General features: G+C 41.3%; 23 protein-coding genes and 1 pseudogene. 21 read left to right on the top strand and 3 right to left on the bottom strand.

Annotated features, from left to right (window positions below; all coding sequences use genetic code 11):
* Positions 1-132 precede the first annotated feature (132 nt).
* From pepF to HMPREF0847_RS00675, 15 genes and pseudogenes are all read left to right on the top strand, one after another.
* Entirely contained in the window at positions 133-1,935 is a 1,803-nt protein-coding gene (gene pepF / locus HMPREF0847_RS00605) for an oligoendopeptidase F (RefSeq protein ID WP_008809508.1), read from the top strand.
* Position 1,936: 1 nt separating this feature from the next.
* Complete coding sequence (locus HMPREF0847_RS00610) at positions 1,937-2,623, top strand: O-methyltransferase (RefSeq protein WP_008809507.1); 687 nt, start codon at positions 1,937-1,939, stop codon at positions 2,621-2,623.
* A 201-nt stretch (positions 2,624-2,824) separates the two neighbouring features.
* On the top strand, positions 2,825-3,754 hold the full coding sequence (prsA, locus tag HMPREF0847_RS00615; protein ID WP_008809506.1) for a peptidylprolyl isomerase PrsA: 930 nt from the start codon (positions 2,825-2,827) through the stop codon (positions 3,752-3,754).
* 228 nt (positions 3,755-3,982) lie between these two features.
* Positions 3,983-4,468: an LURP-one-related/scramblase family protein gene (locus HMPREF0847_RS00620; protein ID WP_008809505.1), complete on the top strand. Its 486-nt coding sequence runs from the start codon at positions 3,983-3,985 to the stop codon at positions 4,466-4,468.
* Between the two features lie 34 nt (positions 4,469-4,502).
* Positions 4,503-7,121, top strand: a complete 2,619-nt coding sequence (alaS, locus tag HMPREF0847_RS00625) for an alanine--tRNA ligase (protein WP_008809504.1) — start codon at positions 4,503-4,505, stop codon at positions 7,119-7,121.
* 228 nt (positions 7,122-7,349) lie between these two features.
* Positions 7,350-8,372, top strand: coding sequence for an N-acetyl-gamma-glutamyl-phosphate reductase (gene argC / locus HMPREF0847_RS00630; protein WP_008809503.1), 1,023 nt, complete (start codon positions 7,350-7,352; stop codon positions 8,370-8,372).
* A gap of 17 nt (positions 8,373-8,389) precedes the next feature.
* Positions 8,390-9,583: a bifunctional glutamate N-acetyltransferase/amino-acid acetyltransferase ArgJ gene (gene argJ, locus HMPREF0847_RS00635; protein WP_008809502.1), complete on the top strand. Its 1,194-nt coding sequence runs from the start codon at positions 8,390-8,392 to the stop codon at positions 9,581-9,583.
* Between the two features lie 11 nt (positions 9,584-9,594).
* Complete coding sequence (gene argB / locus HMPREF0847_RS00640) at positions 9,595-10,332, top strand: acetylglutamate kinase (RefSeq protein WP_008809501.1); 738 nt, start codon at positions 9,595-9,597, stop codon at positions 10,330-10,332.
* Positions 10,333-10,334: 2 nt separating this feature from the next.
* Positions 10,335-11,478, top strand: a pseudogene (locus HMPREF0847_RS00645) (acetylornithine transaminase).
* A 146-nt stretch (positions 11,479-11,624) separates the two neighbouring features.
* Positions 11,625-11,954 carry a hypothetical protein gene (locus HMPREF0847_RS11540; RefSeq protein ID WP_008809498.1) on the top strand — a complete coding sequence of 110 codons (330 nt, stop codon included), beginning with the start codon at positions 11,625-11,627 and terminating at the stop codon, positions 11,952-11,954.
* A gap of 11 nt (positions 11,955-11,965) precedes the next feature.
* Positions 11,966-12,169, top strand: coding sequence for a helix-turn-helix transcriptional regulator (locus HMPREF0847_RS00655; RefSeq protein ID WP_008809497.1), 204 nt, complete (start codon positions 11,966-11,968; stop codon positions 12,167-12,169).
* Positions 12,166-12,408 carry a hypothetical protein gene (locus HMPREF0847_RS00660; RefSeq protein WP_037622209.1) on the top strand — a complete coding sequence of 81 codons (243 nt, stop codon included), beginning with the start codon at positions 12,166-12,168 and terminating at the stop codon, positions 12,406-12,408. Before HMPREF0847_RS00655 ends, HMPREF0847_RS00660 begins: the two co-directional genes overlap by 4 nt.
* The gene (locus tag HMPREF0847_RS00665) at positions 12,405-13,145 is read left to right on the top strand and encodes a DUF3169 family protein (RefSeq protein WP_008809496.1); all 741 of its coding nucleotides are present in this window, start codon (positions 12,405-12,407) and stop codon (positions 13,143-13,145) included. Before HMPREF0847_RS00660 ends, HMPREF0847_RS00665 begins: the two co-directional genes overlap by 4 nt.
* An 18-nt stretch (positions 13,146-13,163) precedes the next feature.
* Positions 13,164-13,697 (top strand): DUF3267 domain-containing protein, encoded by a 534-nt coding sequence (locus HMPREF0847_RS00670; RefSeq protein ID WP_008809495.1) that lies wholly within the window; start codon positions 13,164-13,166, stop codon positions 13,695-13,697.
* A gap of 4 nt (positions 13,698-13,701) precedes the next feature.
* Positions 13,702-14,370, top strand: a complete 669-nt coding sequence (locus HMPREF0847_RS00675; protein ID WP_008809494.1) for a CPBP family intramembrane glutamic endopeptidase — start codon at positions 13,702-13,704, stop codon at positions 14,368-14,370.
* Between the two features lie 96 nt (positions 14,371-14,466).
* On the opposite strand, the gene nrdF is transcribed toward HMPREF0847_RS00675, so the two are convergent.
* The 3 genes from nrdF to nrdH all read right to left on the bottom strand — a co-directional run bounded on the left by nrdF (position 14,467) and on the right by nrdH (position 18,056).
* Entirely contained in the window at positions 14,467-15,426 is a 960-nt protein-coding gene (nrdF, locus tag HMPREF0847_RS00680; RefSeq protein ID WP_008809493.1) for a class 1b ribonucleoside-diphosphate reductase subunit beta, read from the bottom strand.
* A 166-nt stretch (positions 15,427-15,592) separates the two neighbouring features.
* A complete protein-coding gene (gene nrdE, locus HMPREF0847_RS00685) occupies positions 15,593-17,752 on the bottom strand; it encodes a class 1b ribonucleoside-diphosphate reductase subunit alpha (RefSeq protein ID WP_008809492.1) in 2,160 nt (719 codons plus the stop codon).
* A gap of 85 nt (positions 17,753-17,837) precedes the next feature.
* Positions 17,838-18,056, bottom strand: a complete 219-nt coding sequence (gene nrdH, locus HMPREF0847_RS00690) for a glutaredoxin-like protein NrdH (protein ID WP_008809491.1) — start codon at positions 18,054-18,056, stop codon at positions 17,838-17,840.
* A 445-nt stretch (positions 18,057-18,501) separates the two neighbouring features.
* Between nrdH and HMPREF0847_RS00695 the strand changes: the two genes are divergently transcribed.
* From HMPREF0847_RS00695 to glgA, 6 genes are all read left to right on the top strand, one after another.
* Entirely contained in the window at positions 18,502-18,765 is a 264-nt protein-coding gene (locus tag HMPREF0847_RS00695) for a phosphocarrier protein HPr (protein WP_006596636.1), read from the top strand.
* Between the two features lies 1 nt (position 18,766).
* Positions 18,767-20,500, top strand: coding sequence for a phosphoenolpyruvate--protein phosphotransferase (gene ptsP, locus HMPREF0847_RS00700; protein ID WP_008809490.1), 1,734 nt, complete (start codon positions 18,767-18,769; stop codon positions 20,498-20,500).
* Positions 20,501-20,757: 257 nt separating this feature from the next.
* Positions 20,758-22,659, top strand: coding sequence for a 1,4-alpha-glucan branching protein GlgB (glgB, locus tag HMPREF0847_RS00705; RefSeq protein WP_008809489.1), 1,902 nt, complete (start codon positions 20,758-20,760; stop codon positions 22,657-22,659).
* Between the two features lie 184 nt (positions 22,660-22,843).
* Complete coding sequence (locus HMPREF0847_RS00710) at positions 22,844-23,986, top strand: glucose-1-phosphate adenylyltransferase (protein ID WP_008809488.1); 1,143 nt, start codon at positions 22,844-22,846, stop codon at positions 23,984-23,986.
* On the top strand, positions 23,976-25,115 hold the full coding sequence (gene glgD, locus HMPREF0847_RS00715; RefSeq protein WP_008809487.1) for a glucose-1-phosphate adenylyltransferase subunit GlgD: 1,140 nt from the start codon (positions 23,976-23,978) through the stop codon (positions 25,113-25,115). The genes HMPREF0847_RS00710 and glgD overlap by 11 nt, the downstream gene beginning before the upstream one ends.
* Positions 25,112-26,542, top strand: coding sequence for a glycogen synthase GlgA (glgA, locus tag HMPREF0847_RS00720; RefSeq protein ID WP_008809486.1), 1,431 nt, complete (start codon positions 25,112-25,114; stop codon positions 26,540-26,542). The genes glgD and glgA overlap by 4 nt, the downstream gene beginning before the upstream one ends.
* Positions 26,543-26,713: the final 171 nt, after the last annotated feature.

The raw sequence follows: 26,713 nt of genomic DNA on the forward strand, positions 1-26,713 counted from the left end.
ATTTTTCTTGGTCAGGAATTAGCCTCAAAGATTTTTTTATGCTTTATCTATTGAAATATACAGTCATTTTCAAACTTGAGTTTTATATAAACAAGGAATTTGTGATAAAATAAAAGGAATGGAGGATTTTTTATGGCTAAACAAAGAAATGAAATTGAAGAAAAATATACTTGGGATTTAAGTACGATTTTCCCTACAGATGAAGCCTTTGAGACTGAACTTGCACAGGTTTCTGAAGAATTAAAAAATGCAAGCAATCTAGCAGGGCATCTGCTGGATTCGGCAGAAAGTCTTTTGACAACAACGGAAATTCAATTAGACTTGATGCGCCGTATTGAGAAACTTTATTCCTATGCTCACATGAAGAATGACCAGGATACTCGTGTGGCAAAATATCAGGAATACCAAGCTAAAGGAATGACAATTTACAGTGAGTTTGGCCAAACTTTTGCTTTCTATGAGCCAGAATTCATGGAAATTACAGAAGACCAATACCAAGCTTTTTTGGCTGAAAAACTTGAACTACAAACCTATCAACATTATTTTGATAAGCTTTTGCAGAAGAAGGAACACATCCTGACCCAGCGTGAAGAGGAGTTGTTGGCTGGTGCTGGAGAAATCTTTGGTGCTGCCAGTGAAACCTTTGCTATTTTGGACAATGCGGATATCGTCTTTCCAGTAGTTCACAATGAAAAGGGCGAAGAAGTCCAGTTGACACATGGAAACTATATTTCTTTAGTAGAGTCTAAAAATCGGGAAGTTCGTAAGGAAGCTTATGAAGCTCTTTATAGCGTTTATGAGCAGTATCAGCATACTTATGCTAAGACCTTGCAGACAAATGTTAAGGTTCAAAATTACAATGCGAAAGTCCGCAAGTTCTCATCTGCCCGTGAGGCTGCTTTATCGGCTAACTTTATCCCGGAAAGTGTATATGATAGCTTGGTTTCTGCTGTAGACAAACACCTTCCTCTGTTACAACGTTATATTGACTTGCGAGCAAAGATTTTGGGTATTTCTGATTTGAAGATGTACGATTTGTACACACCTTTATCAGAAACAGATTACAAGTTCACTTATGAAGAAGCCTTGGCTAAGTCTCAGGAAGTCTTGGCAATTTTGGGTGAGGATTATTTGAGTCGAGTGAAGACAGCCTTCTCAGAGCGCTGGATTGATGTTTATGAAAATCAAGGTAAGCGCTCAGGAGCATACTCAGGTGGCTCTTATGATACCAATGCCTTTATGTTGCTCAACTGGCAGGATACACTAGATAATCTCTTTACCTTGGTGCACGAGACAGGCCACAGTATGCACTCCAGCTATACTCGTGAGACCCAGCCTTATGTTTACGGAGACTATTCTATCTTCTTAGCTGAGATTGCTTCAACGACCAATGAAAATATCCTGACAGAGAAGCTCTTGGAAGAAGTGGAAGACGATGCAACCCGCTTTGCGATTCTTAATCACTTCTTGGATGGCTTTAGAGGTACGGTCTTCCGTCAAACTCAGTTTGCTGAATTTGAGCATGCTATCCACAAAGCTGACCAAGAAGGGCAAGTTTTGACCAGCGAGTTTCTCAATGAGCTCTATGCAGACTTAAACGAGAAATACTATGGACTGAAAAAAGAAGACAATCCACAGATTCAGTACGAATGGGCTCGGATTCCACATTTCTACTATAATTATTATGTTTTCCAATACTCGACAGGATTTGCAGCAGCTTCAGCCTTGGCTGAAAAGATTGTCCATGGTAGTCAGGAAGACAAGGACAAGTATCTGGACTATCTCAAAGCTGGGAACTCTGACTATCCGCTCAATGTCATCAAAAAAGCAGGTGTGGATATGGAAAAAGAAGACTACCTGAACGCTGCCTTTGCAGTCTTCGAACGTCGATTGGATGAATTTGAAGCCTTAGTAGAAAAGTTGGGATTAGCATAAGATGGTCGATACTTATAACCAAAACTCTAATCCCAATATGCGTCGGCCAGTGGTCAAGGAAGAAATTGTAGACTTTATGAGACAGAGACTCCAGCCGGTCACTGGTGGACTCAAGGAGCTTGAGGATTTTGCTAAAGCCGAAAATGTACCCGTGATTCCCCATGAGACAGTGGCTTACTTTCGCCTGCTTCTCGAAAGTCTCCAGCCAGAGAAGATTTTAGAAATCGGGACGGCTATTGGATTTTCTGCCCTTTTGATGGCGGAGCATGCACCTCAAGCTCAGATTACGACAATTGATCGTAATCCAGAGATGATTGAGCTAGCCAAGGCTAATTTTGCTAAGTATGATAGCCGTCAGCAGATCACCTTGCTGGAAGGTGATGCGATGGATCTGCTTGAGACACTAGAGGATTCCTACGACCTTGTCTTTATGGACTCTGCCAAGTCCAAGTATGTGGTCTTTTTGCCTCAGGTCCTCAAGCGCCTCAATCCTGGCGGTCTGGTCCTCATTGATGATGTCTTCCAAGGAGGAGACGTTGCTAAGCCTTTTGAAGAAATTAAACGCGGCCAACGGGCTATTTACCGGGGTCTACATAGTCTTTTTGATGCAACTTTGGACAGCCCTGATCTGACTGCTAGCCTATTACCGTTAGGAGATGGTCTTCTAATGCTTAGAAAATCAAAATAAGCTGTAGATTTATAGGATTTTATCTAATTTTTAGAAAAATTTAAGCCATCAAATTTAATTTGTGGTACAATAGGAAAAGTGAGTAAACCAAGCTGTGCAATTCATTTTTAAAGAATAAAGAACGCAGTAACTCAATCAAGAATAGAGACAATGGAATGAATTGTTTCAAGTCTAACATTTTACAAAGGAGTTTTCATTAAAATGAAGAAAAAAATTGTCGCTGGGGCAGTAACCCTTTTGTCAGTAGCTGTTTTAGCAGCTTGTGGAAAAACATCAGGTTCTGACAAGGACATTATTACTATGAAGGGCGATACTATTACAGTATCTGAGTTTTATGATAAAGTAAAAAGCAACCCTTCTGCTCAGCAAGTTTTGTTGAATTTAACAATTAAAGAAGTATTTGAAAAACAATACGGCAAGAAAGTGACTGATAAAGAAGTCGAAGAAGCTTATGAAAAGAGCTCAAAAGCTTATGGAGATAATTTTGCTCGTGTCTTGGCTCAAGCAGGTTTGACAGAAGATGCTTATCGTGAACAAATTAGAACCAATAAGCTTGTAGAGTACGCTGTTAAGAAAGCTGCAGAAAAAGAGCTTACTGATGAAAATTATAAAGCTGCCTATGAATCTTATACACCAGAGGTAACTGCGCAAATTATCAAGGTTGACAGTGAAGATAAGGCTAAGGAAGTGTTAGCAGCTGCTAAAGCTGAAGGGGCTGATTTCGCACAGTTGGCTAAAGACAATTCAACAGATGGCGATACCAAAGATAAAGGTGGCGAAATCAAGTTTGACTCTGCAGCTACTAATGTACCAGATGCTGTGAAAAAAGCAGCTTTTGGATTAGAAGCTAATGCAGTTTCAGATCTTGTAACTGTTCGTAGCAATCAAGGACAAGCAAGCTATTATATCGTTAAGTTGGTCAGCAAGACTGAGAAGTCTTCTAAGTGGGAAGATTATAAAGACAAATTGAAGCAAGTTATCTTAACCGCTAAGCAAAACAATACAAGCTTCATCCAAAGTGTTGTAGCAAAAGAATTGAAAGATGCAAACATCAAAGTTAAAGATGCTGCTTTCCAAAATCTCTTTTCTCAATACACCCAAACAAATACTTCGTCTTCTTCATCAAAATAAGTTGACGAAGAAAGCATAAGCAAGTATAATGAAATGGTGAGAATTGATTTTTCAAGTTCTTAGTACAGAGAATTGGCGGTGCTGCAAGCCATCTGAGACGAAAAATCATGCTACTCATCCTGCAAAATTGAATATGAAATGAGAATGACAAGTTCATTGAATGAAGGTGGTACCGCGGTTTTTCGCCCTTCGTGATATGGACTTGTCTTTTGATTTTTGGTGGTGTTTATGAAGACATTTCTTGTGAAACAAAAGTTTCGTTTTGGAGGCGAACGCTTCGATATCAAAGATGATAGAGGAGTAATAAACTATCAGGTGGAGGGATCTTTTTTCAAAATTCCTAAGACCTTTACCATCTATGACGCCCATGGGGAGCAAGTCAGTGAAATCAGTAAAGAAATTTTCACCTTGCTTCCTCGCTTTAATATTCAGCTACGTGACGGTTCGAATTTCTTCATTCGGAAGAAGTTGACCTTCTTGCGTGATAAGTATGAGTTTGATAGATTAGGGCTTCGAATTGAAGGCAACATCTGGGATTTAAATTTCAAATTGTTGGATGATCGTGATCAACTTGTCGCTGAGATTAAGAAAGAGATTTTCCATTTGACCTCGACTTACACTGTAACTGTCCTTGAGGACTCTTATGCAGATCTAGTCATTTCCCTCTGTGTGGCTATTGACTATGTCGAGATGCTGGAAAGTTCATCATCATAGGAAAAATATTGAAAAGATTTAAGGAGAAAAATAAATGAAACAAATGTCAAGTGCTCAAATTCGTCAAATGTGGTTAGACTTTTGGGCAAGCAAAGGCCACTCTGTAGAACCATCAGTCAGCTTGGTTCCTGTAAATGACCCAACTCTTTTGTGGATCAACTCAGGTGTGGCAACTCTTAAGAAATATTTTGACGGAACTATCAAGCCTGAAAATCCACGGATTACCAATGCACAAAAAGCCATTCGTACTAACGACATCGAAAATGTCGGAAAAACAGCTCGCCACCATACTATGTTTGAAATGTTGGGGAATTTCTCTATCGGGGATTACTTCCGTGATGAAGCCATCACTTGGGCATATGAGCTTTTGACAAGTCCGGAATGGTTTGACTTCCCGAAAGATAAACTATATATGACTTACTATCCAGACGATAAAGACTCTTACAACCGTTGGATTGAAGTAGGAGTGGATCCAAGTCACTTGATCCCAATCGAGGACAACTTCTGGGAAATCGGTGCTGGACCTTCTGGACCTGATACTGAAATCTTCTTTGACCGCGGAGAAGCATTTGACCCAGAAAATATTGGAATCCGCCTTCTTGCAGAAGATATTGAAAATGACCGTTACATCGAAATCTGGAACATTGTCTTGTCGCAGTTTAACGCGGATCCTGCTGTTCCTCGTATCGAATACAAGGAATTGCCACACAAGAACATTGATACGGGCGCTGGTTTGGAGCGTTTGGTAGCGGTCATCCAAGGAGCTAAGACAAACTTTGAAACAGACCTCTTCATGCCAATCATTCGTGAAGTAGAGAAGCTGTCTGGCAAGGTCTATGACCAAGATGGCGACAATATGAGCTTTAAGGTCATTGCTGACCATATTCGTTCGCTTTCCTTTGCTATTGGTGATGGAGCTCTTCCAGGAAATGAAGGCCGTGGCTATGTCCTTCGTCGTCTCCTCCGTCGCGCGTCTATGCACGGTCAAAAATTGGGCATCAACGAGCCTTTCCTTTACAAACTCGTTCCAACTGTTGGAAAAATCATGGAAAGCTACTACCCAGAAGTGCTTGAAAAACGTGACTTTATCGAAAAAATCGTTAAGAGCGAAGAAGAGTCATTTGCTCGTACCCTTCACTCAGGTCAACACTTTGCCCAAGGCATCGTTGCTGACTTGAAAGAAAAAGGTCAATCTGTCATTGCTGGTTCAGATGTTTTCAAACTCTACGATACATACGGATTCCCAGTAGAATTGACTGAAGAAATCGCTGAAGAAGCTGGTATGACTGTAGACCGTGAAGGTTTTGAAGCAGCCATGAAAGAGCAGCAAGAACGTGCGCGTGCGTCAGCTGTCAAAGGTGGCTCAATGGGAATGCAAAATGAAACCCTTCAAAACATTACAGTGGAAAGTGTCTTCAACTACAATGCCAGCCAATTGCCTTCTAAGTTGGTGGCTATCGTAGCGGACAATGCTGAAGTTGAAGCTGTTTCTGAAGGAACTGCCTCTCTTATCTTTGCAGAGACACCATTCTACGCTGAAATGGGTGGACAAGTAGCTGACCATGGTCAAATCTTGGACGCTACTGGAAACGTTGTGGCTACTGTGACAGACGTTCAAAAAGCGCCAAACGGACAAGCTCTTCATACGGTTGAAGTTCTTGCACCGCTTGCTTTGAACCAAGAATACACCTTGGCCATCGATACCAATCGTCGTCACTGTGTCATGAAAAACCATACAGCAACTCACTTGCTCCATGCAGCCCTTCACAATATCCTTGGAAACCATGCGACACAAGCAGGATCTCTGAACGAAGTAGAATTCCTTCGCTTTGACTTTACGCACTTCCAAGCCGTAACTCCTGAAGAATTGCGTGCTATTGAACAGCAGGTCAATGAGAAAATTTGGGAAGCAATTGCAGTGGAAACTGTTGAGACAGATATTGACACTGCTAAAGAAATGGGAGCTATGGCCCTCTTTGGTGAGAAGTATGGTAAGGAAGTCCGCGTTGTGACCATCGGCGACTACTCAGTGGAACTCTGTGGTGGTACCCATGTTGGCAACACTTCTGAGATTGGTCTCTTCAAGATTGTTAAAGAAGAAGGGATTGGATCAGGAACTCGTCGTATCTTGGCTGTGACTGGTAAGGAAGCCTTTGAAGCCTACCGTGAACAAGAAGATGCCCTTAAAGCAGTAGCAGCAACCTTGAAAGCACCTCAACTCAAGGAAGTGCCTCACAAGGTTGAAGGACTTCAAGAGCAACTCCGTCAATTGCAAAAAGAAAATGCTGAATTGAAGGAAAAAGCGGCAGCAGCAGCGGCAGGCGATGTCTTCAAAGATGTGAAGAAAGTCAAGGGCCACCGGTATATTGCAAGCCAAGTTTCTGTATCAGACGCAGGTGCCCTTCGTACCTTTGCAGATAACTGGAAACAAAAAGACTACTCTGACGTGCTTGTCCTAGTTGCAGCTATCGGTGACAAAGTTAATGTCCTTGTAGCAAGTAAGGCCAAAGACATTCACGCGGGTAACTTGGTTAAAGAATTGGCTCCAATCGTCGATGGACGTGGTGGTGGTAAACCAGACATGGCCATGGCAGGAGGAAGCAACCAAGCGAAAATCCAAGAACTCCTGGATGCAGTAGCAGGTAAATTGTAAGAAAAAAAGATCTATCCACTTGGATAGGTCTTTTTCCGTGCTCTCAGCTTCATCACTTCTCTGTATGAGAAGAAGATATTCTGCTTTTAGGAAAGAAAGTATGAATGTTTTTTCAAAAAACAATGTTATTTTCGAAGTTTTTTTGTATAAAAATACAAAAAACACTTGACAAAGCGAAGAAATATACGTAGAATATAACGCATATTTATACGGAGGTGTTATAAAAATATGCGAATTTCGATTGTAGGAATTACTGGTTACTCAGGAATGGAACTCCTCCGTATTTTACTGCAACATCCGCAGGTGGAGGTCGTTTCCCTTCATGCCAGCCAAGATATGGAGGCCCCTGTGTCAGAGCTTTATCCTCATTTAAAGGGTATATACGACTTGAAAATAGAAGCTTTCGACAGTCAGGAAATAATGCGACGAGCAGATCTTGTTTTCTTTGCAACGTCAAGTGGAGTGGCTAAAGATTTGTCAAAAGACTTTGTAGAAGCGGGATTTCCAGTCATTGACCTATCCGGCGACCATCGTTTATCAGAGAATATTTATAAAAAATGGTATCAGAAAGAGCCAGCTGAAGACTATGTCCAAAAAGAGTTTATTTATGGGCTGTCTGAGTTTACAGATGTCAGAGGGAAGCGATTTATTGCTAATCCCGGCTGTTATGCGACAGCTACAGAGTTGGTCTTGATTCCTTTGCTACAGGCTCAGGCTATTGAGCTGGACTCCATTATTGTCGATGCCAAGAGTGGTTTGACAGGGGCAGGGAAAAATCCAGCTGCATCCAGCCATTTTGTCCATGTGCACGACAACTATGTGACTTACAAGCTGAATCAGCATCAGCATATTCCTGAGATTGTACAGCAGTTGCAGCGTTTTGATGAGGGATTGCAGCAGATTCAGTTTTCAACATCCCTCATTCCTGTCAATCGTGGCATTGTAGCGACGGTTTACAGCAAGTTGAAAGAACCTTTGACTCGAGAAGAACTGACTGCTATTTACCAAGAATGCTATCAGGACAAACCTTTTGTCCGTATCCAAGCTTCTCTGCCAAATTTGCACCAAGTTGTCGGTACTAATTATACAGATATTGGTTTTGACTATAACCCTGTGACAAATATTTTAACTGTAGTGGCTGTGCTGGATAATCTGATTAAGGGGGCTGCTGGTCAGGCGATTCAAAATATGAATCTAATGCTGGGTTTTCCTGAAACAGATGGCTTGCTCAGTCAACCGTCCTATGTCTAGATGAGAAAGGGTTAGATATGAAGATTATTGATGGAACGATTGCCAGTCCGCTAGGCTTTTCGGCTGATGGTTTACACGCTGGCTTTAAGAAAAAGAAGTTGGATTTTGGCTGGATTGTATCAGAAGTACCGGCTAGTGTGGCTGGAGTCTATACAACGAATAAGGTCATTGCTGCTCCGCTTCTAGTGACCAAAGCATCAATCCAAAAGAGCCAGAAATTGCAGGCAATAGTGGTTAATTCTGGTGTTGCCAATTCCTGTACAGGCCAGCAGGGGCTGGACGCCGCCTATGAGATGCAGCGATTGACTGCCCAAAAGCTACAGATTGAGTCCGACTTGGTTGGTCTGGCTTCTACAGGAGTCATCGGCGAGCAGCTTCCAATGGATGCTCTGAAAAATGGTCTGTCACAGATTCTGGTGAGTGGTAAGGCAGAAGATTTTGCTGAGGCTATCCTGACGACAGATACTTGTACAAAGACCTGTGTAGTCACAGAAGAGTTTGGCTCAGACCTAGTGACGATGGCAGGAGTGGCTAAGGGATCGGGCATGATTCATCCGAATATGGCAACTATGCTGGCCTTTATCACCTGTGACGCTAATATTTCTAGTGCTACCTTGCAAAAGGCTCTCAGTCAGCATGTAGAGTCAACTTTCAACCAAATCACGGTGGATGGAGATACATCTACCAATGACATGGTGCTTGTCATGGCGAACGGCTGCCAGCAAAATGAAGAAATCCTGCCAGATACGGAAGAATTTGAAAAGTTTTCTAAGATGCTCCGCTATCTTATGGCTGACTTGGCTAAGAAAATTGCCAAGGATGGCGAAGGAGCGACCAAGCTGATTGAAGTCAATGTTCGGCACGCCAAGGATGAACGGAGCGGGCGTATGATTGCTAAAAGTGTCGTTGGCTCTAGCTTGGTTAAAACCGCCATTTTCGGCCAAGATCCCAATTGGGGCCGAATCTTAGCAGCTATCGGCTATGCGGGAGCAGATGTCTCAGTGGACAATATTGATATTTGGATTGCGGGGATTCCAGTTATGAAGGCATCTTCCCCTGTGACTTTTAATCCTGAGGAGACTAGTGATGCCATGGCTGGGGAGCTACTGATCTTGACCATTGACCTGCACGATGGGGATGCTGAAGCTCAGGCCTGGGGTTGCGATCTATCCTATGATTATGTGAAAATCAATGCCCTCTATAGAACCTAAGGAGAAATGCAATGAAAGATGTAATTGTTATAAAAATTGGTGGTGTTGCTGCGCAAAAGCTGTCTGATAAGTTTATCAAGCAGATGCAAGCATGGATAGCAGCTGGTAAGAAAATCGTGGTCGTTCACGGGGGCGGTCTGGTCATAAACCAACTCATGAAAGAGCGTCATCTACCAACTCGCAAGGTTAAGGGGTTGCGTGTGACAGCCAAGTCTGACTTACCCATCATTGAGCAGGCCTTGCTAGGTCAAGTCGGACGGACGCTGACACAAGAACTGAATGAATCAGATATTGAAAGCCTTCAGCTGGTTTCACATTTGGGAAAGACAGTTTCGGCAGATTTTATTGATAAAGATCTCTATGGCTATGTCGGTCAGGTGACGGCCATTCAAACTGCTTATCTAGAGCAGTTGCTGGCTGCGGATATGGTCCCGGTGCTGGCTTCGCTAGGACAAAATGCAGCTGGCGAGCTCTTAAATATCAATGCAGACTATCTGGCAGCAGCTGTTGCCAGCAGCCTGCAGGCAGAGAAGCTGATCCTGATGACAGATATAGAAGGGGTTCTGGAGGATAAAAAAGTCCTGCCCCAGCTTCTGACCAGTCAGGTGTCCAAGAAGATTCAGACAGGTGTCATCAAGGGTGGCATGATTCCCAAAATTGAGAGTGCTGTTCAGACTGTGCTTTCCGGTGTCGGGCAGGTTTTGATTGGCGATAATCTTTTGACGGGCACCTTGATAGCAGAGGGATAACGATGACTTATTTATTTGAAAACTACAAGCGGGCACCTATTGAGTTTGTTAAAGCAGAGGGCACCTATCTGATTGACAGTGAGGGAAAGGCTTATTTGGATTTTTCATCGGGGATTGGTGTAACCAATCTTGGCTTTCACCCACAGGTCCAGCGGGCTTTGATCCAGCAAGCAGGGCGCATCTGGCACAGCCCCAATCTTTATCTTAGCTCCCTGCAAGAGCAGGTGTCTCAGGAACTGGCAGGTTCTTATGATTATTTGGCATTTTTCTGTAATAGCGGAGCGGAAGCCAATGAAGCAGCTATTAAGCTAGCCCGCAAAGCTACTGGCAAGCAAGGCATTATCACTTTTCAGCAATCCTTTCACGGTCGTACCTTTGGCGCTATGGCCGCAACAGGACAGGATAAGATCAAGAAAGGATTTGGTGATGGGGTACCCCATTTCAGCTATGCGGTTTACAATGATCTGGCCAGCGTAGAAAAGTTGGTCAATCAGGATACGGCCGCTGTCATGCTAGAATTGGTTCAAGGTGAGTCGGGAGTTCGTCCAGCAGAAGCAAGTTTTGTCAAAGACTTGGCTGATTTTTGTCAACGGAGAGGGGATTTTGCTGATTGTTGATGAGGTACAGACAGGTATAGGGCGCACGGGTCGGCTTTATTCCTTTGAGCATTATGGGATTATACCGGATATTGTGACCCTGGCTAAGGGCCTGGCCAATGGCCTGCCCGTAGGCGCTCTATTAGGAAAATCCAGCTTGGCTCCCGCTTTTGGACCTGGCAGTCATGGTTCTACCTTTGGTGGCAATAAATTAGCCATGGCAGCTGCCTTGGAGATCTTGCATATCATGAAAGAGGCGGGCTTTCTGGAAGAAGTCAGGTCTAAGAGTGCCATCTTACTGGAGCAGTTGCAGCTTGCTTTTCAGGACCATCCAAAGATTTCTGCTGTTCGCGGTCTGGGCATGATGATTGGGATTGAGACAAGCGCCAGTCTGTCAAAGATTGTTGAAGCTGCTCGTCAGAAAGGCTTGATTATCCTGACAGCCGGAGAAAATGTTATCCGTCTCCTGCCGCCTTTGACTATCAGCAAGGAGGAAATCCAGCAGGGGATTGCTATTTTAAAAGAAGTATTTTCAGAAGTAGATGAGTAAAGGAAAAGGATTCAGTTTGAGCTGGATTCTTTTTTGTCTATGATAATAGAAAATTTGACAATGATTATCGTTTTTTTGACAAAGATGCTTGTCAAAAAGAAAAGAATCTGTTACAATACTTTTGAACAGGAAATGGAGGGACGCTTATGAATGTATTCTTATGGTTCTTGTTTCCGATGACTTTTATGGTTTTTATCTTTGGGATTGATTCTTCCAATAAGTTAAAACGGATGCAGGGACGGATAAAGTCTTTAGAAAGAAATAGAAAAGGAGAGAAAACAATGTCACGATTTTTAAAAGAGATGATTGGAAAGAAACCAATGATTACTAGTGAATTGATTGGGACAAATGATTGGCTTGTAGTGGATGTGGATGAAGACTGGGTTAAGCTTAGTAAAACAGATAAAAAAGGCCAGAAAAAAACGAAGCTTATGCGCATTGAAGATATTCGGTCTGTTGAATTGCTGGAGAATTGAGAGGAAATTTCATGAAATTAAAGAATCGTCTCAAGGAGTTGCGAGCACGAGATGGCCTCAATCAGACAGAGTTAGCAAGGAGAGCAGAAGTATCCAGACAGACTATCAGTCTCTTGGAACGAGGCGAGTACACTCCCTCTATCATCATTGCGTTGAAAATTGCTCATATTTTTGGAGAAACTGTCGAGAACGTTTTTAGAATCGAGGAAGAATGAAACAACTTAGAAATAATCGTCAACTTTTGCTTTTATCTTTGTTTATTGTTTATGTCTTATCTTATGTTTTAAAAGATGCAGGGCTACTTCAAATAGAATTGCCCCTGAGGTTAGAATGGGCTGTTGTGTTTTATCTAACTCTAGCAACTATCCTAGATAAAAGAATAAGCCATAAAAGAAAAGCTAGCGGTAAGTCGAGTATAAACTCTAGATTGAGAGATAGGAAAGGAAAATCATGACAACGAAAAAAAGAATAATGAGAAATGTAATTTTCTTAATTCTAGCCATAATCATAGGAGGAGCAATCGGCTTCTTTGCTGGTCGCATTGAACATGTCTCCTGGCCAAGTTTTTTGAATGTGGAACTATTACAAACTATTGGACGTGTCTGCTTGACCATTCTTTATCCTTTAACCTTTTATTTAATCTACCAAACAAATAAGTATCATGTGTCTATGGAGAAAGAAGAGGATGAAGATAAAGAATATGAGCTTTATCGTCGAAGCTTTAAAACGTTAGAATCTGTGACGATCTTATTTAATATCACCTCCGCCTTGACGCTATTTACTTTATTTGTTGGTGTGAAGTACGCCTTTTCATCGTTAGAGGCTGATTCGGTGTTTTGGATTAATCCATATAATGGAGTTATTCTTCTGGCCCTTATAATTGGCCAAATAGTGTTGCTCAAGACGACACAAAAAATCCGAAAATATAAACTATCCATGGCACCTACCGTTGAAGAAATGAAAAAATTTGCTTTTTCCTTTGACGAGGGAGAACTACAAGCTAACTATGAACAGAGCTTTTTGATCCTCTTTAACCTAAATCAGTGGGTCATTCCTAGCCTATATGTTCTTATATGGTTGGTGGGCTTACTGACTCCGATGAATGTCGTTTCAGCTTATATCGTACTGACCATTATCTTCATTTATATCAATGTCATGTTCTATCCTATGGTTAAAAAGTACTTTAAATAAAAGAAGAGAGGATTGACTATGAAATTACTGAGAAAGATTGATTTTTTAACGGATAAGAAAACGAACCTTTGGCTTAATATAGGAGCTCTTTTATTAATCCTTCCTTTTCTCTTTTTCTTTGCTTGGGTAGCACTTGAATTGTTAGAAGAAGACGAGGGGCTGTTCGTCTTTACAGACTTTTTATACTTGTTCGTCTTGCTGGTTGTACATGAGCTGATCCATGGCTTTTTCTTCAAGATCTTTGGTGAAGAAAAAACGAAGGTCAAATTTGGTTTTAAAAACGGTATGGCCTACGCGACTAGCCCTGGGAGTTTTTATAGCAAGGGTAAGATGCTGATCATTGCTCTGGCACCCTTTGTTTTGATCAGTCTCTTTTTAACAGTCTGTTGTGAACTTGAATGGTTAACAAGTCCTTCTTACATTGCTCTGGCTAGCATTCATGCAGCTTCTTGTATCGGTGATTTTTATTTGTCTTATATCCTTATTAGTCAGAAGGAAGAAATTCTTGTTGAAGATACCGAAGTTGGTCTAAATATTTATCGAAAGGATTAGAAATATGAAGAATACAAAAAACATCAAAACATTCCTTGCCCATTTAGGACTTTATTCATTAGTTATATTGTCTTATTTTGTTATTTTTTCAAGCGTCATTTCTAGTGTTTTAGAATCTCTGATGATGGGAATCTCTCAATATATTGCTCTTCCGATCCTTTTATTCTTATCGGCTTTATATATTATTCCTTTGTGGAAATGGTATCAGCATGATTTGAAATTAGAGGTGAAAAAAACAAGGATAATCTCTTCTGTTTGGCTACCGGTCATTCTTTTGATTGCTTTTATAATTTTCCAAGAATTAATGCCCACGAATCCGTCAGAAAATCAAAATAATGTAGAAATGCTGATTGCCTATCAGCCTGCATTTGCTTTTATTTTTGTGGTTTTCCTTGCTCCGATTGTTGAAGAGCTGCTGACTCGAGGTTTTATGGCTAAGTTCTTTTTCTCAAACCAAGTGACCTCCTTACGAAAGTTACTCTATATTCTTGTCTCCTCTACTTTATTTTCTCTACTTCATAGGCCAGCAACTCCAGGCCAATTTCTAACGTATTTTATTATGGGAGTTATCTTTGCCTTAGGCTATTTATGTAGAAAAGATTTACGCTATGCGATTGCTTTGCATATGGCTAATAATTTGCTTGCCTTTCTTCTTCTCATTTTCCTTCGTTAAAAGTGAGAACCAATACTATTGAATGTCCTTTTCAAGATTTGTTATTCAAAACAGTAGATAAAAATCCCATTCCAAAATTTGGAATGGGATTTGTTTTTATAAACCGTAATCATAGTCTTCGTCTTGCATAGCTTCCACTTCACCAAGTAGGTAGCCGTTACCAACTTGGGAGAAGAAGTCATGGTTGGAAGTACCAGTTGAGATACCGTTCATAACGATAGGGTTTACATCATCAGCGGTATCTGGGAAGAGAGGATCTTGGCCTAGGTTCATCAAGGCCTTGTTGGCATTGTAGCGTAGGAAGGTCTTGACTTCCTCTGTCCAGCCAACACCGTCATAGAGTGTTTCAGTATAGCCTTCTTCATTTTCATAGAGGGTGTAGAGCAGATCGTACATCCATTCTTTGAGTTTTTCTTGCTCGTCTTCTGGTAATTCGTTAAAACCTAGCTGGAACTTGTAGCCGATGTAGGTTCCGTGGACAGATTCGTCACGGATGATTAGCTTGATAATCTCAGCGACGTTAGCCAGTTTATTATTACCCAAATAGTATAGAGGAGTGAAGAAACCAGAGTAGAAGAGGAAGGTTTCCAAGAAAACGCTGGCTACTTTCTTTTCTAAAGCTGTACCATTTAAGTATATCTCATTGATGATTTCAGCTTTCTTTTGCAAGTATGGGTTTGTATTGGTCCAAGCAAAGATTTCATCGATTTCTGACTTGGTGTTAAGCGTAGAAAAGATAGAAGAGTAAGACTTGGCGTGAACGGACTCCATAAATTGAATGTTGTTGAAGACAGCTTCTTCGTGGGCTGTACGGACGTCCTTACGCAGGGCATCTACACCAGACTCAGATTGGAGGGTATCCAGCAGGGTCAGACCACCGAAGACCTTGCCGACCAAGTCTTTTTCCTTGTGAGACAGCTTTCTCCAGTCATCCAAGTCATTGGATAGGGGAATACGTGTATCCAGCCAGAATTGCTCGGTCAGTTTTTCCCAGGTGGACTTATCAATAACATCTTCAATAGCGTTCCAGTTAATGGCTTTGTAGTAAGTTTCCATTTGAAATCTCTTTCTATGTGTTGTGATGTGATAAAGAATCATTATTATTTTATCACAATTTTATAAGGGGATCGAACAAAAAGTCGGCGAACCGACTTTTGAGTTGCTAGCTGATGATGGTAATCAAGTCAGTAAGTAAAAACGAGCTGACTGATTCCTAGAAGAATTAGATCACACAGCTTTCACATTGGTTGGCACCTACTTCGCCGCCATCGTCAGTGAAGGTGCGGACGTAGTAGATGGATTTGATACCCTTGTTGAAGGCGTAGTTACGCAGGATAGAAAGATCGCGGGTTGTCTGCTTGCTTTCTTTTTTCCACTCATAGAGACCTTTAGGAATATCACTGCGCATAAAGAGAGTCAGAGAAAGACCTTGGTCCACATGCTCGGTTGCAGCTGCGTAAACATCAATAACCTTGCGCATGTCCATGTCATAAGCGCTGGTGTAGTATGGGATAGTCTCAGTTGACAGACCAGCGGCAGGATAGTAGATCTTACCGATTTTCTTTTCCTGACGTTCTTCGATCCGTTGAGTAATTGGATGAATTGAAGCAGAAACGTCATTGATGTAGCTGATAGAGCCATTTGGTGCAACAGCTAGGCGGTTTTGGTGGTAGAGACCATCAGCCTTGACCTTGTCGCGCAACTCTGCCCAATCCTCTGCAGACGGGATAAAGATTCCTGCGAAGAGTTCTTTGACACGGTCAGACTTAGGTACAAATTCACCTGTCAGGTACTTGTCAAAGTAAGTTCCGTTAGCATAGTCAGATTTTTCAAAGTTGTGGAAAGTCACGCCACGCTCGCGAGCGATATTGCTAGACTCAACCAAGGTCCAGTAGTTCATGAGCATGAAGTAGATGCTGGTGAACTCTACAGCTTCCGCTGATCCGTAATCGATCAACTGCTGAGCTAAATAACTGTGTAGCCCCATGGCACCTAAACCAAAAGTATGAGCTAGGCTATTTCCGTGATCAATAGAAGGCACAGCTGTAATGTGTGAACTATCAGTAACGAAAGTAAGAGCGCGAGTCATAGTTCGGATGGATTTTCCAAAGTCAGGAGAAGTCATCATGTTGACAACGTTGGTAGAACCTAAGTTACATGATACATCTGTTCCCAAGTGGAGATACTCTTGTGCATCATTCAAAAGACTAGGTTCTTGCACTTGCAGGATTTCAGAGCAAAGGTTACTCATGATGATTTTACCGTCAATTGGATTTGAACGATTAGCCGTATCGATGTTTACGACATAAGGATAGCCAGATTCTTGTTGGAGTTTAGAAATTTCTGTTTCCAAATCACGAGCCTTGATCTTGGTTTTAGTGATATTTGGATTAGCGACCAACTCATCATATTTTTCAGTGATGTCAAGGTAGGCAAATGGCACTCCGTACTCGCGTTCAACAGAATATGGGCTGAAGAGGTACATTTCTTCATTTTTGCGAGCTAATTCGTAGAATTTATCTGGAATGACAACACCGAGTGAGAGGGTTTTAACCCGAACTTTTTCATCAGCATTTTCTTTTTTAGTTGAAAGGAAAGCGATGATATCTGGGTGGAAGACGTTGAGGTAAACAACTCCAGCTCCTTGGCGTTGTCCCAGCTGGTTAGAGTAGGAGAAGCTGTCTTCAAAGAGTTTCATAACAGGCACAACCCCAGACGCAGCTCCTTCATAACCCTTAATTGGTGCTCCAGCTTCCCGTAGATTGCTGAGGGAAATACCGACTCCGCCTCCGATACGAGACAATTGCAGGGCAGAGTTGATGGAGCGGCCGATTGAGTTCATATCATCTGTTACTTGGATGAGGAAGCAAGATACCAATTCACCGCGACGAGCTCGACCTGCATTAAGGAAGCTTGGTGTAGCTGGTTGATAGCGTTGGTGGATGATTTCATTGGCAATATCCTTAGCAATGGCTTCATCTCCATTGGCAAAGTAGAGGGCGTTGAAGAGAACACGCTCTTCCATGCCTTCCAGATAGTATTCACCATCATTTGTCTTTAGTGCATACTGGTTGTAGAATTTGTAGGCCGCCATGAAAGATTTAAACTTGAAATCTTGTGCATGGATAAAAGCAGCCAGCTCTTCGATGTACTCAGGAGAATAAAGCTGGATAAATTCTTTTTCTAGATAGTTTTCTTCTATTAAATATTTAATCTTTTCTGTAATCGAAGAAAATTGTTTGGTGTTCGGTTCTACATTTTCTTTAAAGAAAGCTTCTAAGGCTTCTTGGTCTTTATGAAGCATGATTTGACCGTTGACAGGACGGTTAATCTCATTGTTAAGACGGAAGTATGTAACGTCTTCTAAGTGTTTTAAACCCATAATCGTTTCCTTTATAATTCTTTTCTACAAAAGAAAGTGCTCCTATATACTATAGAAGCTCCCCTTCTTTTTTGTCTTGCTATTCTTATGACAGTTGTTTTAATTTATTTGGTTGGAAACCAGAGAAAGCATCAGTTGCTGTTTGAATAACTGGAGCAGCATTGAAGCCTAGGCTTTTGACGTGCTCGATATATTCTGGCTGTTCGTCAAGATTAATTTCTCTATATTCCACATGATTTGTATCCAAGAATCGTTTGGTCATTTTGCATTGAACACAATTATTTTTTGAGTAAATCGTTACCATAAAAGGAACTCCTGTTTATTAAAATTTAATTCTTTCTTAGTATATCTCAAAGAAAAAATCTTGTCAATGGATTAGACTAAATATTGTGTTATGTTTTATTATAACACAGTATAGAATACAAGATATGGTGTTTTGCAGTGAAGGTAAAAAGAGAGAAAGTGTCTTGAAGATTGATAAATCAAGGTTTTTACATAGGTGGTAAAATTCTTTTCTAATTTTTTTGAAAATAGAGTTAACAATTCTCAAATAAAAAGTTATCTGGAGACATAGCTAGATAGAACTTATAAAATAAGGTGTCTGATAAGATTTTAGATTGAAAAATGCTGTTGAAATTTGAAAAAACTGATACTGATTCTTGAAAAAGATTTCAAAAAATGATATAATCAGAAATTGTAAGGGTTATCAAAATATCCTAAAAAAGAATTATTTAAAGGAGAGTCTAATTATGGCTTCTAAAGATTTCCACATTGTGGCAGAAACAGGTATTCACGCTCGTCCAGCAACTTTGTTGGTTCAAACTGCAAGTAAATTTGCTTCAGATATCACTCTTGAATACAAAGGTAAATCAGTAAACTTGAAATCAATCATGGGCGTAATGAGCCTTGGTGTTGGTCAAGGTGCAGACGTAGTTATCTCTGCTGAAGGTGCAGATGCTGACGACGCACTTGCAGCTATTGCAGAAACAATGGAAAAAGAAGGATTGGCATAATATGACAGAAATGCTTAAAGGAATTGCGGCATCTGATGGTGTTGCTGTTGCTAAGGCATATCTATTAGTCCAACCGGATTTGTCATTTGAGACTGTTTCAGTCGAAGATACGAATGCAGAAGAGGCTCGTTTGGATGCAGCTCTTGAAGCTTCACAGAACGAGCTTTCTGTTATCCGCGAGAAGGCAGTAGGTAGCCTTGGTGAAGAAGCAGCCCAAGTATTTGATGCTCACTTAATGGTGCTCTCTGACCCTGAAATGGTTGGTCAGATTAAAGAAACAATCCGTACGAAAAAAGTGAACGCTGAAGCGGGTCTTAAAGAAGTAACGGATATGTTTATCACAATTTTTGAAGGTATGGAAGACAATCCGTACATGCAGGAACGTGCAGCGGATATCCGTGACGTTACAAAACGTGTTCTTGCAAACCTTTTGGGTAAAAAATTGCCAAACCCAGCTTCTATTAATGAGGAAGTGGTTGTCATTGCACATGACTTGACTCCATCTGATACAGCACAGCTTGATAAAAATTTTGTTAAGGCTTTTGTAACAAATATCGGTGGACGGACTAGTCACTCAGCAATTATGGCTCGTACGCTTGAAATTGCAGCAGTTCTCGGTACTAATAATATTACAGAATTGGTAAAAGACGGGGATATCATTGCAGCGAATGGTATCACTGGTGAAGTGATTATCAACCCAACTGAAGATCAAATTTCAGATTTCAAAGCAGCTGGTGAAGCTTATGCAAAACAAAAGGCTGAATGGGAATTGCTTAAGGATGCCGAAACTGTAACTGCAGATGGCAAACACTTCGAGTTGGCAGCTAACATTGGTACACCAAAAGACGTTGAAGGTGTAAATGCAAATGGTGCAGAAGCTGTCGGTCTTTACCGTACTGAGTTCCTCTATATGGATTCTCAAGATTTCCCAACAGAAGATGAGCAGTATGAAGCATACAAAGCTGTTCTTGAAGGAATGAATGGAAAACCAGTAGTTGTTCGTACGATGGATATTGGTGGAGATAAGGAACTCCCTTACTTCGATATGCCACATGAAATGAACCCATTCCTTGGCTTCCGTGCTTTGCGTATCTCTATTTCTGAAACTGGTAATGCAATGTTCCGTACACAAATTCGCGCTCTCTTGCGTGCTTCTGTACATGGACAATTGCGCATCATGTTCCCAATGGTAGCTCTTCTGACAGAATTCCGTAAAGCTAAAGCGGTTTATGATGAAGAAAAAGCTAAGCTGCAAGCTGAAGGCGTTGCAGTAGCAGACAATATCCAAGTGGGGATCATGATTGAAATCCCAGCAGCAGCTATGTTAGCGGATCAATTTGCTAAGGAAGTAGACTTCTTCTCTATCGGTACCAATGACTTGATCCAGTACACTATGGCAGCGGACCGGATGAATGAGCAAGTCTCTTACCTCTACCAACCTTATAACCCATCTATCCTTCGCTTGATTAACAATGTTATCAAGGCAGCTCATGCTGAAGGTAAGTGGGCAGGTATGTGTGGAGAAATGGCTGGTGATCAAACAGCTGTACCATTGCTTGTTGGTATGGGCTTGGATGAGTTCTCTATGAGTGCGACATCTGTTCTTCGGACTCGTAGCCTCATGAAGAAGTTAGATACTAAGAAGATGGAAGAATTGGCTCAACGTGCATTGACAGAATGTGCAACGTTGGAAGAAGTCTTGAAGCTTGAAAAAGAATATCTGGACTTTGATTAATTAATTTTATAGAGCGGGAAACCGCTCTTTTTTAGAACCATTTTCAAAATGGTTCTTTCTTTAAATTTCGTTCGTCAAAATAGCGACTTATATATGGATGAAAATGAATCAACAGGAAATTGGTATATAAGAAAACGGAGAGAGGTCAATCGTTCGGTTTTTGGAAAAAATTGCCAATATTTATGAAATTTACTTGAAAAAATGTCGAAATTAAGATAAAATAGAAACATAGAAAACGCTTACAAAGAGGTGATTGCATGGACAAAAACGAAGCATTAAGAACCTTTACAACTGGTGAAAACTTTCATTTGCAACACTATCTAGGAGCACATCAGGAAGAAGTAGATGGTAAGGTTGGCTACTCTTTCCGTGTTTGGGCTCCCAATGCTCAGAGTGTTCATTTGATTGGTGATTTCACTAATTGGTATGAAAATCAAATTCCTATGGCACGTAATGAAGCAGGTGTATGGGAGGTATTTACAGACCTACCCAAGGAAGGGGATATTTACAAGTACAATGTCAAACGTAGCAGTGGTCAAGAAATTTTGAAAATTGATCCACTGGCTGTATATTTGGAAGAGCGACCTGGAACTGGAGCTGTTATCCGTACGATTCCTGAAAAGAAATGGAAGGATGGTCTCTGGCTAGCCCGTCGGAAACGCTGGGGTTTCTTCTCACGACCTGTCAATATCTATGAAGTGCATGCTGGCTCATGGAAGCGTAATGAAGATGGCAGTCCTTATAGCTTTGCCCAGTTAAAAGAAGACTTGATTCCTTATCTGGTGGAAATGAACTATACGCATGTAGAATTCATGCCACTTATGGCTCACCCGCTAGGACTTAGCTGGGGTTATCAGCTTATGGGCTATTTCGCCTTTGAACATACCTATGGTACACCTGAGGAATTTCAAGATTTCGTCGAAGAGTGTCACTTGAACAATATTGGGGTCATTGTGGACTGGGTGCCAGGTCACTTCACTATTAATGATGATGCATTGGCCTACTATGATGGGACACCAACTTTCGAGTATCAGGACCACGACCGGGCCCATAATTATGGTTGGGGTGCTCTCAACTTTGATTTGGGCAAGAATCAAGTTCAGTCTTTCTTGATTTCCAGCATTAAATTCTGGATTGATTTCTATCATCTGGACGGGATTCGGGTTGATGCTGTCAGCAATATGCTCTATCTGGACTATGATAGCGGACCTTGGCAACCAAACAAAGATGGAGGCAATCGCAATTATGAAGGGTATTACTTCCTGCAACGCCTCAATACGGTTATCAAGTTAGCCCATCCTGATGTCATGATGATTGCTGAGGAAAGTTCCTCAGGCACCAAGATTACGGGTATGAGAGAGCTGGGTGGCCTAGGTTTTGACTACAAGTGGAATATGGGCTGGATGAATGATATCCTTCGTTTCTACGAAGAAGATCCGATTTATCGTAAGTACGATTTTAATCTGGTAACCTTTAGCTTTATGTACGTATTCTCTGAAAACTTCCTACTGCCGTTCTCACATGATGAAGTGGTTCACGGCAAGAAGAGTCTCATGCACAAGATGTGGGGCGACCGTTATAATCAATTTGCAGGGCTCCGCAACTTGCTGACCTACCAAATCTGCCATCCGGGCAAGAAATTGCTCTTTATGGGATCAGAATTTGGTCAGTTCTTAGAATGGAAGTCAGAAGAGCAACTTGAGTGGTCTAATCTGGACGATCAGATGAACAAGAAGATGCAGGGCTTTACTGCTGCACTCAATGCCTTCTATAAAGACAATCGTCCGCTTTGGGAGATTGATCTGAGCTATGATGGCATCGAAATCATAGATGCAGATAATGTTGATCAAAGTGTCCTCTCCTTTATTCGTAAGACTGAAAAAGGAGATATGTTAGTTTGTGTATTCAATATGGCGCCGGTAGAGCGGAAGAACTTTACCATTGGTGTTCCAGTGGAAGCCATTTATGAAGAAGTATGGAACACTGAATTAGAAGAATGGGGAGGTGTTTGGAAGGAACATAACGAAACAGTTCAGTCTCAAGAAGGACTTTGGAAGGATTATCCGCAGACCTTGACCTTCACACTGCCAGCTCTTGGAGCCAGCATCTGGAAGATTAAGCGTCGTATTAAATCAAAGTCGACTAGAAATAAAAAATAGGGTTATCCCATTTGTTGTAATTGAACTTGTATTAAAATATCGGAGAAAAATACGCAATTTGCGAAATGAAATGAGCCATAAGTTCGGATGCTGTAAGGTATAAGTCTTCCTTGGAGTACCGTTCCGTCAACACATTTCCTGTTTTTGATGTTTAATGCACTCGAACCTTAGCAAGGAGTAGTCTATGAAGAATGAAATGCTAGCTTTGATTCTTGCCGGTGGGCAAGGAACACGTCTTGGAAAGCTTACACAGAGTATTGCAAAACCTGCAGTACAGTTTGGTGGACGATATCGTATTATTGACTTTGCCCTGTCTAACTGTGCTAATTCCGGCATTCACAATGTCGGTGTCATTACTCAATACCAGCCGTTGGCTTTGAATAGCCATATTGGAAATGGGTCCAGCTGGGGATTAGATGGCATTAATACAGGGGTGTCCATTCTTCAGCCTTATTCTGCTAGTGAAGGAAATCGCTGGTTTGAAGGAACTAGTCATGCAATATTCCAAAATATTGATTACATTGACAGCATCAATCCAGAATATGTCTTGATCTTATCTGGAGACCATATCTACAAGATGGATTATGATGATATGCTCCAGTCTCACAAGGACAATAATGCCAGCTTGACAGTTGCCGTTTTGGATGTGCCACTAAAAGAAGCCAGCCGTTTTGGTATCATGAATACAGATGCTAATAATCGGATTGTTGAATTTGAGGAAAAACCAGAAAATCCTAAGTCAACTAAGGCTTCTATGGGGATTTATATCTTTGATTGGCAACGCCTGCGCAATATGCTGGTGGCAGCTGAAAAGAGCAATGTAGATATGTCCGATTTCGGTAAAAATGTTATCCCTAACTACTTAGAATCTGGCGAAAGTGTTTATGCTTATGATTTTGAAGGCTATTGGAAAGACGTTGGTACGGTTGAGTCTCTCTGGGAGGCTAATATGGAATATATCAATCCAGAAAATGCTTTGGATAGCCGTAACCGTCGCTGGAAGATTTATTCTCGTAACTTGATTTCTCCGCCAAACTTCCTCAGTGAAAATGCCAAAGTAGAAGATTCTCTGGTTGTTGATGGTTGCTTAGTTGATGGGACTGTTAAACACTCCATTCTTTCTACTGGGGCTCAAGTTAGAAAGGATGCTGTTATTGAGGACTCTGTCATCATGAGTGGTGCTATTATTGGTCAGGGTGCTAAGATTAAGCGGGCTATTATCGGAGAAGGAGCCATCATTGCTGAAGGTGTAGAGATAGATGGCACAGAGGAAGTATTTGTTGTCGGATACAACGAGAAAGTGGGGGTACCAAAAGATGAAGATTGATAAATATTCAGCGATTTTAGGAAATACAGTCGGGTTCCACGATATGTCTACTTTGACAGATCATCGTCCAGTGGCCAGCCTTCCGTTCGGTGGGAAATACCGCTTGATCGATTTCCCGCTTTCAAGTCTGGCTAATGCAGGAATTCGTAGCGTCTTTGGTATCTTCCAACAGGATAATATCAGCTCAGTATTTGACCATATCCGTTCAGGTCGTGAGTGGGGGCTATCTACTCTCTTAAGTCACTATTATTTGGGAATCTACAATACTCGTGTGGAAAGTTCTACAGTTGGTGAAGAATACTATGAACAGCTCTTGATCTATCTCAAACGTTCTGGTTCCAATCAAACGGTTGCACTTAACTGTGATATCTTGGTCAATATTGACCTCAATCAAGTTTTCCACTTGCACAATACAACAGAACAGCCGATTACAGTTGTCTATAAGAAACTGCATAAAGAAAATATTTCGGATGTGAATGCTGTCCTAGATATTGACGAAACGGACCACGTCAGAGGTCATAAACTCTTTGATGAGCGGGAAGATGCAGAACTCTTCAACATGTCTACGGATATTTTTGTAGTGGATACTCCATGGTTAATTGAAAAGTTGGAGGAAGAGGCTAAGAAAGAACATCCTCAAAAACTACGCTATGTTCTGCGTGATTTGGCGGTTGAAGAAGGTGCATTTGCCTATGAATATACTGGCTATTTGGCAAATATCTACTCTGTAGAAACATACTATAGGGCTAACATCGATATGTTAGAAAGCAAAAAATTCTATTCACTCTTTAGTCCAAATCAAAAAATATATACCAAGGTTAAGAATGAGGAACCTACCTATTATGCTCCTTCGTCAAAAGTGTCTCGCGCCCAATTTGCGTCTGGAAGTATTGTCGAGGGGGAAGTTGCTAATTCAGTGATCTCACGTAATACAAATATCAAAGCTGGTAGCCAAGTGAAAAATAGTATTCTATTTCCTCGGGCTGAAATTGGTGCAAATGCAACAGTTGAATATGCCATTCTTGACAAGGGCGTTGAGGTTGCAGAAGGTGTTGTAATACGAGGAACAGAAGATAATCCAATTGTTGTTAAAAAAGGTCAAAAAGTAACAGAGGACATAATTCGATGAAGATTTTATTTGTAGCAGCAGAAGGAGCACCATTTTCTAAGACAGGTGGTTTGGGAGACGTTATCGGCGCTCTCCCAAAATCACTTGTTAAACATGGTCACCAAGTTGGTGTTATTCTTCCTTATTATGATATGACGGATGCTAAATTCGGCGATCAAGTAGAGGATCTCTTCTACTTTGAGGTCAGTGTTGGTTGGCGACGTCAGTATGTTGGGGTGAAGCGCCTGGTCTTGAATGGCGTTTCCTTCTATTTCATTGACAATCAGCATTATTTCTTCCGAGGTCATGTTTATGGAGACTTTGATGATGGTGAGCGCTTTGCCTACTTCCAACTAGCAGCAGTTGAGTTGATGGAGCGGATTGATTTCATCCCAGATGTCCTTCACGTTCACGATTACCATACTGCGATGATTCCTTTCTTGGTTAAGGAAAAATATCATTGGATTCAAGCGTATCGGAACATTAAAACCGTCTTGACCATCCATAATCTTGAATTCCAAGGTCAATTCCCGGACAGTATGCTCTGGGAGCTCTTCGGAGTAGGCTATGAGCGCTATGCAGACGGAACCCTTCGCTGGAATGACTGCCTCAACTGGATGAAGGCTGGTATTCTCTACGCAGACAGAGTGACCACTGTATCTCCTAGCTATGCTGGTGAAATTCGGACTCCAGAATTTGGTTGCAATTTGGATCAGATTCTGCGGATGGAATCTGGTAAGCTAGTGGGGATTGTTAATGGTATTGATACAGAGATTTACAATCCTGAAACAGATCCATTGCTAGCCCATCACTTTGACAAATCTGACTTATCTGGTAAACTAGAAAATAAGAGAGCTTTACAGGAACGTGTAGGCTTGCCTGTTAGAGACGATGTTCCACTTGTTGGGATTGTATCGCGTCTGACTCGGCAGAAAGGTTTTGACTTAGTGGTTGAAGAGTTGCATAGTTTTCTTCAGCAAGATGTACAAATTGTCCTTTTGGGGACAGGTGATCCAGCTTTTGAACAAGCCTTTGCTTGGTTTGGTCAAGCTTATCCAGACAAGCTTTCGGCTAACATTCTCTTTGATGTGGGATTAGCCCAAGAGATTTATGCTGCCAGTGATATTTTCCTAATGCCTAGTCGCTTCGAACCTTGTGGTCTATCTCAAATGATGGCTATGCGTTATGGAACCTTGCCTTTGGTACATGAAGTTGGCGGTCTACGCGATACAGTAGAACCTTATAATGTTTATACAGGTCAAGGAACTGGATTTAGCTTTAATAATTTTTCTGGTTATTGGTTGAGCTGGACTTTTAAAGAAGCTCTTAACCTCTATACCCACGATAAGGAGGCATGGAAATCCATGCAAGAACAGGCCATGGAAAGAGATTTTTCTTGGGACACGGCCAGTTTGGCCTATAGTGGTTTGTACCAATCACTTCTATAACATTTACTTTGGAATCAGTATAAGCAAATCCTCTCTTGACCATGGGACAAGGGAGGATTTCCGTGAGAATTACATTTTTATATATTATCATGCTGTTTTGGAGCTTTGTTTTTGGCTTGTAGCTGAAGCGAGTATTTCCCATCTTGATTGAAAAAAGTATTTCTACATTAA

Origin of the sequence: Streptococcus sp. 2_1_36FAA (assembly GCF_000161955.2) — a bacterium.
GTDB lineage: Bacteria > Bacillota > Bacilli > Lactobacillales > Streptococcaceae > Streptococcus > Streptococcus gordonii.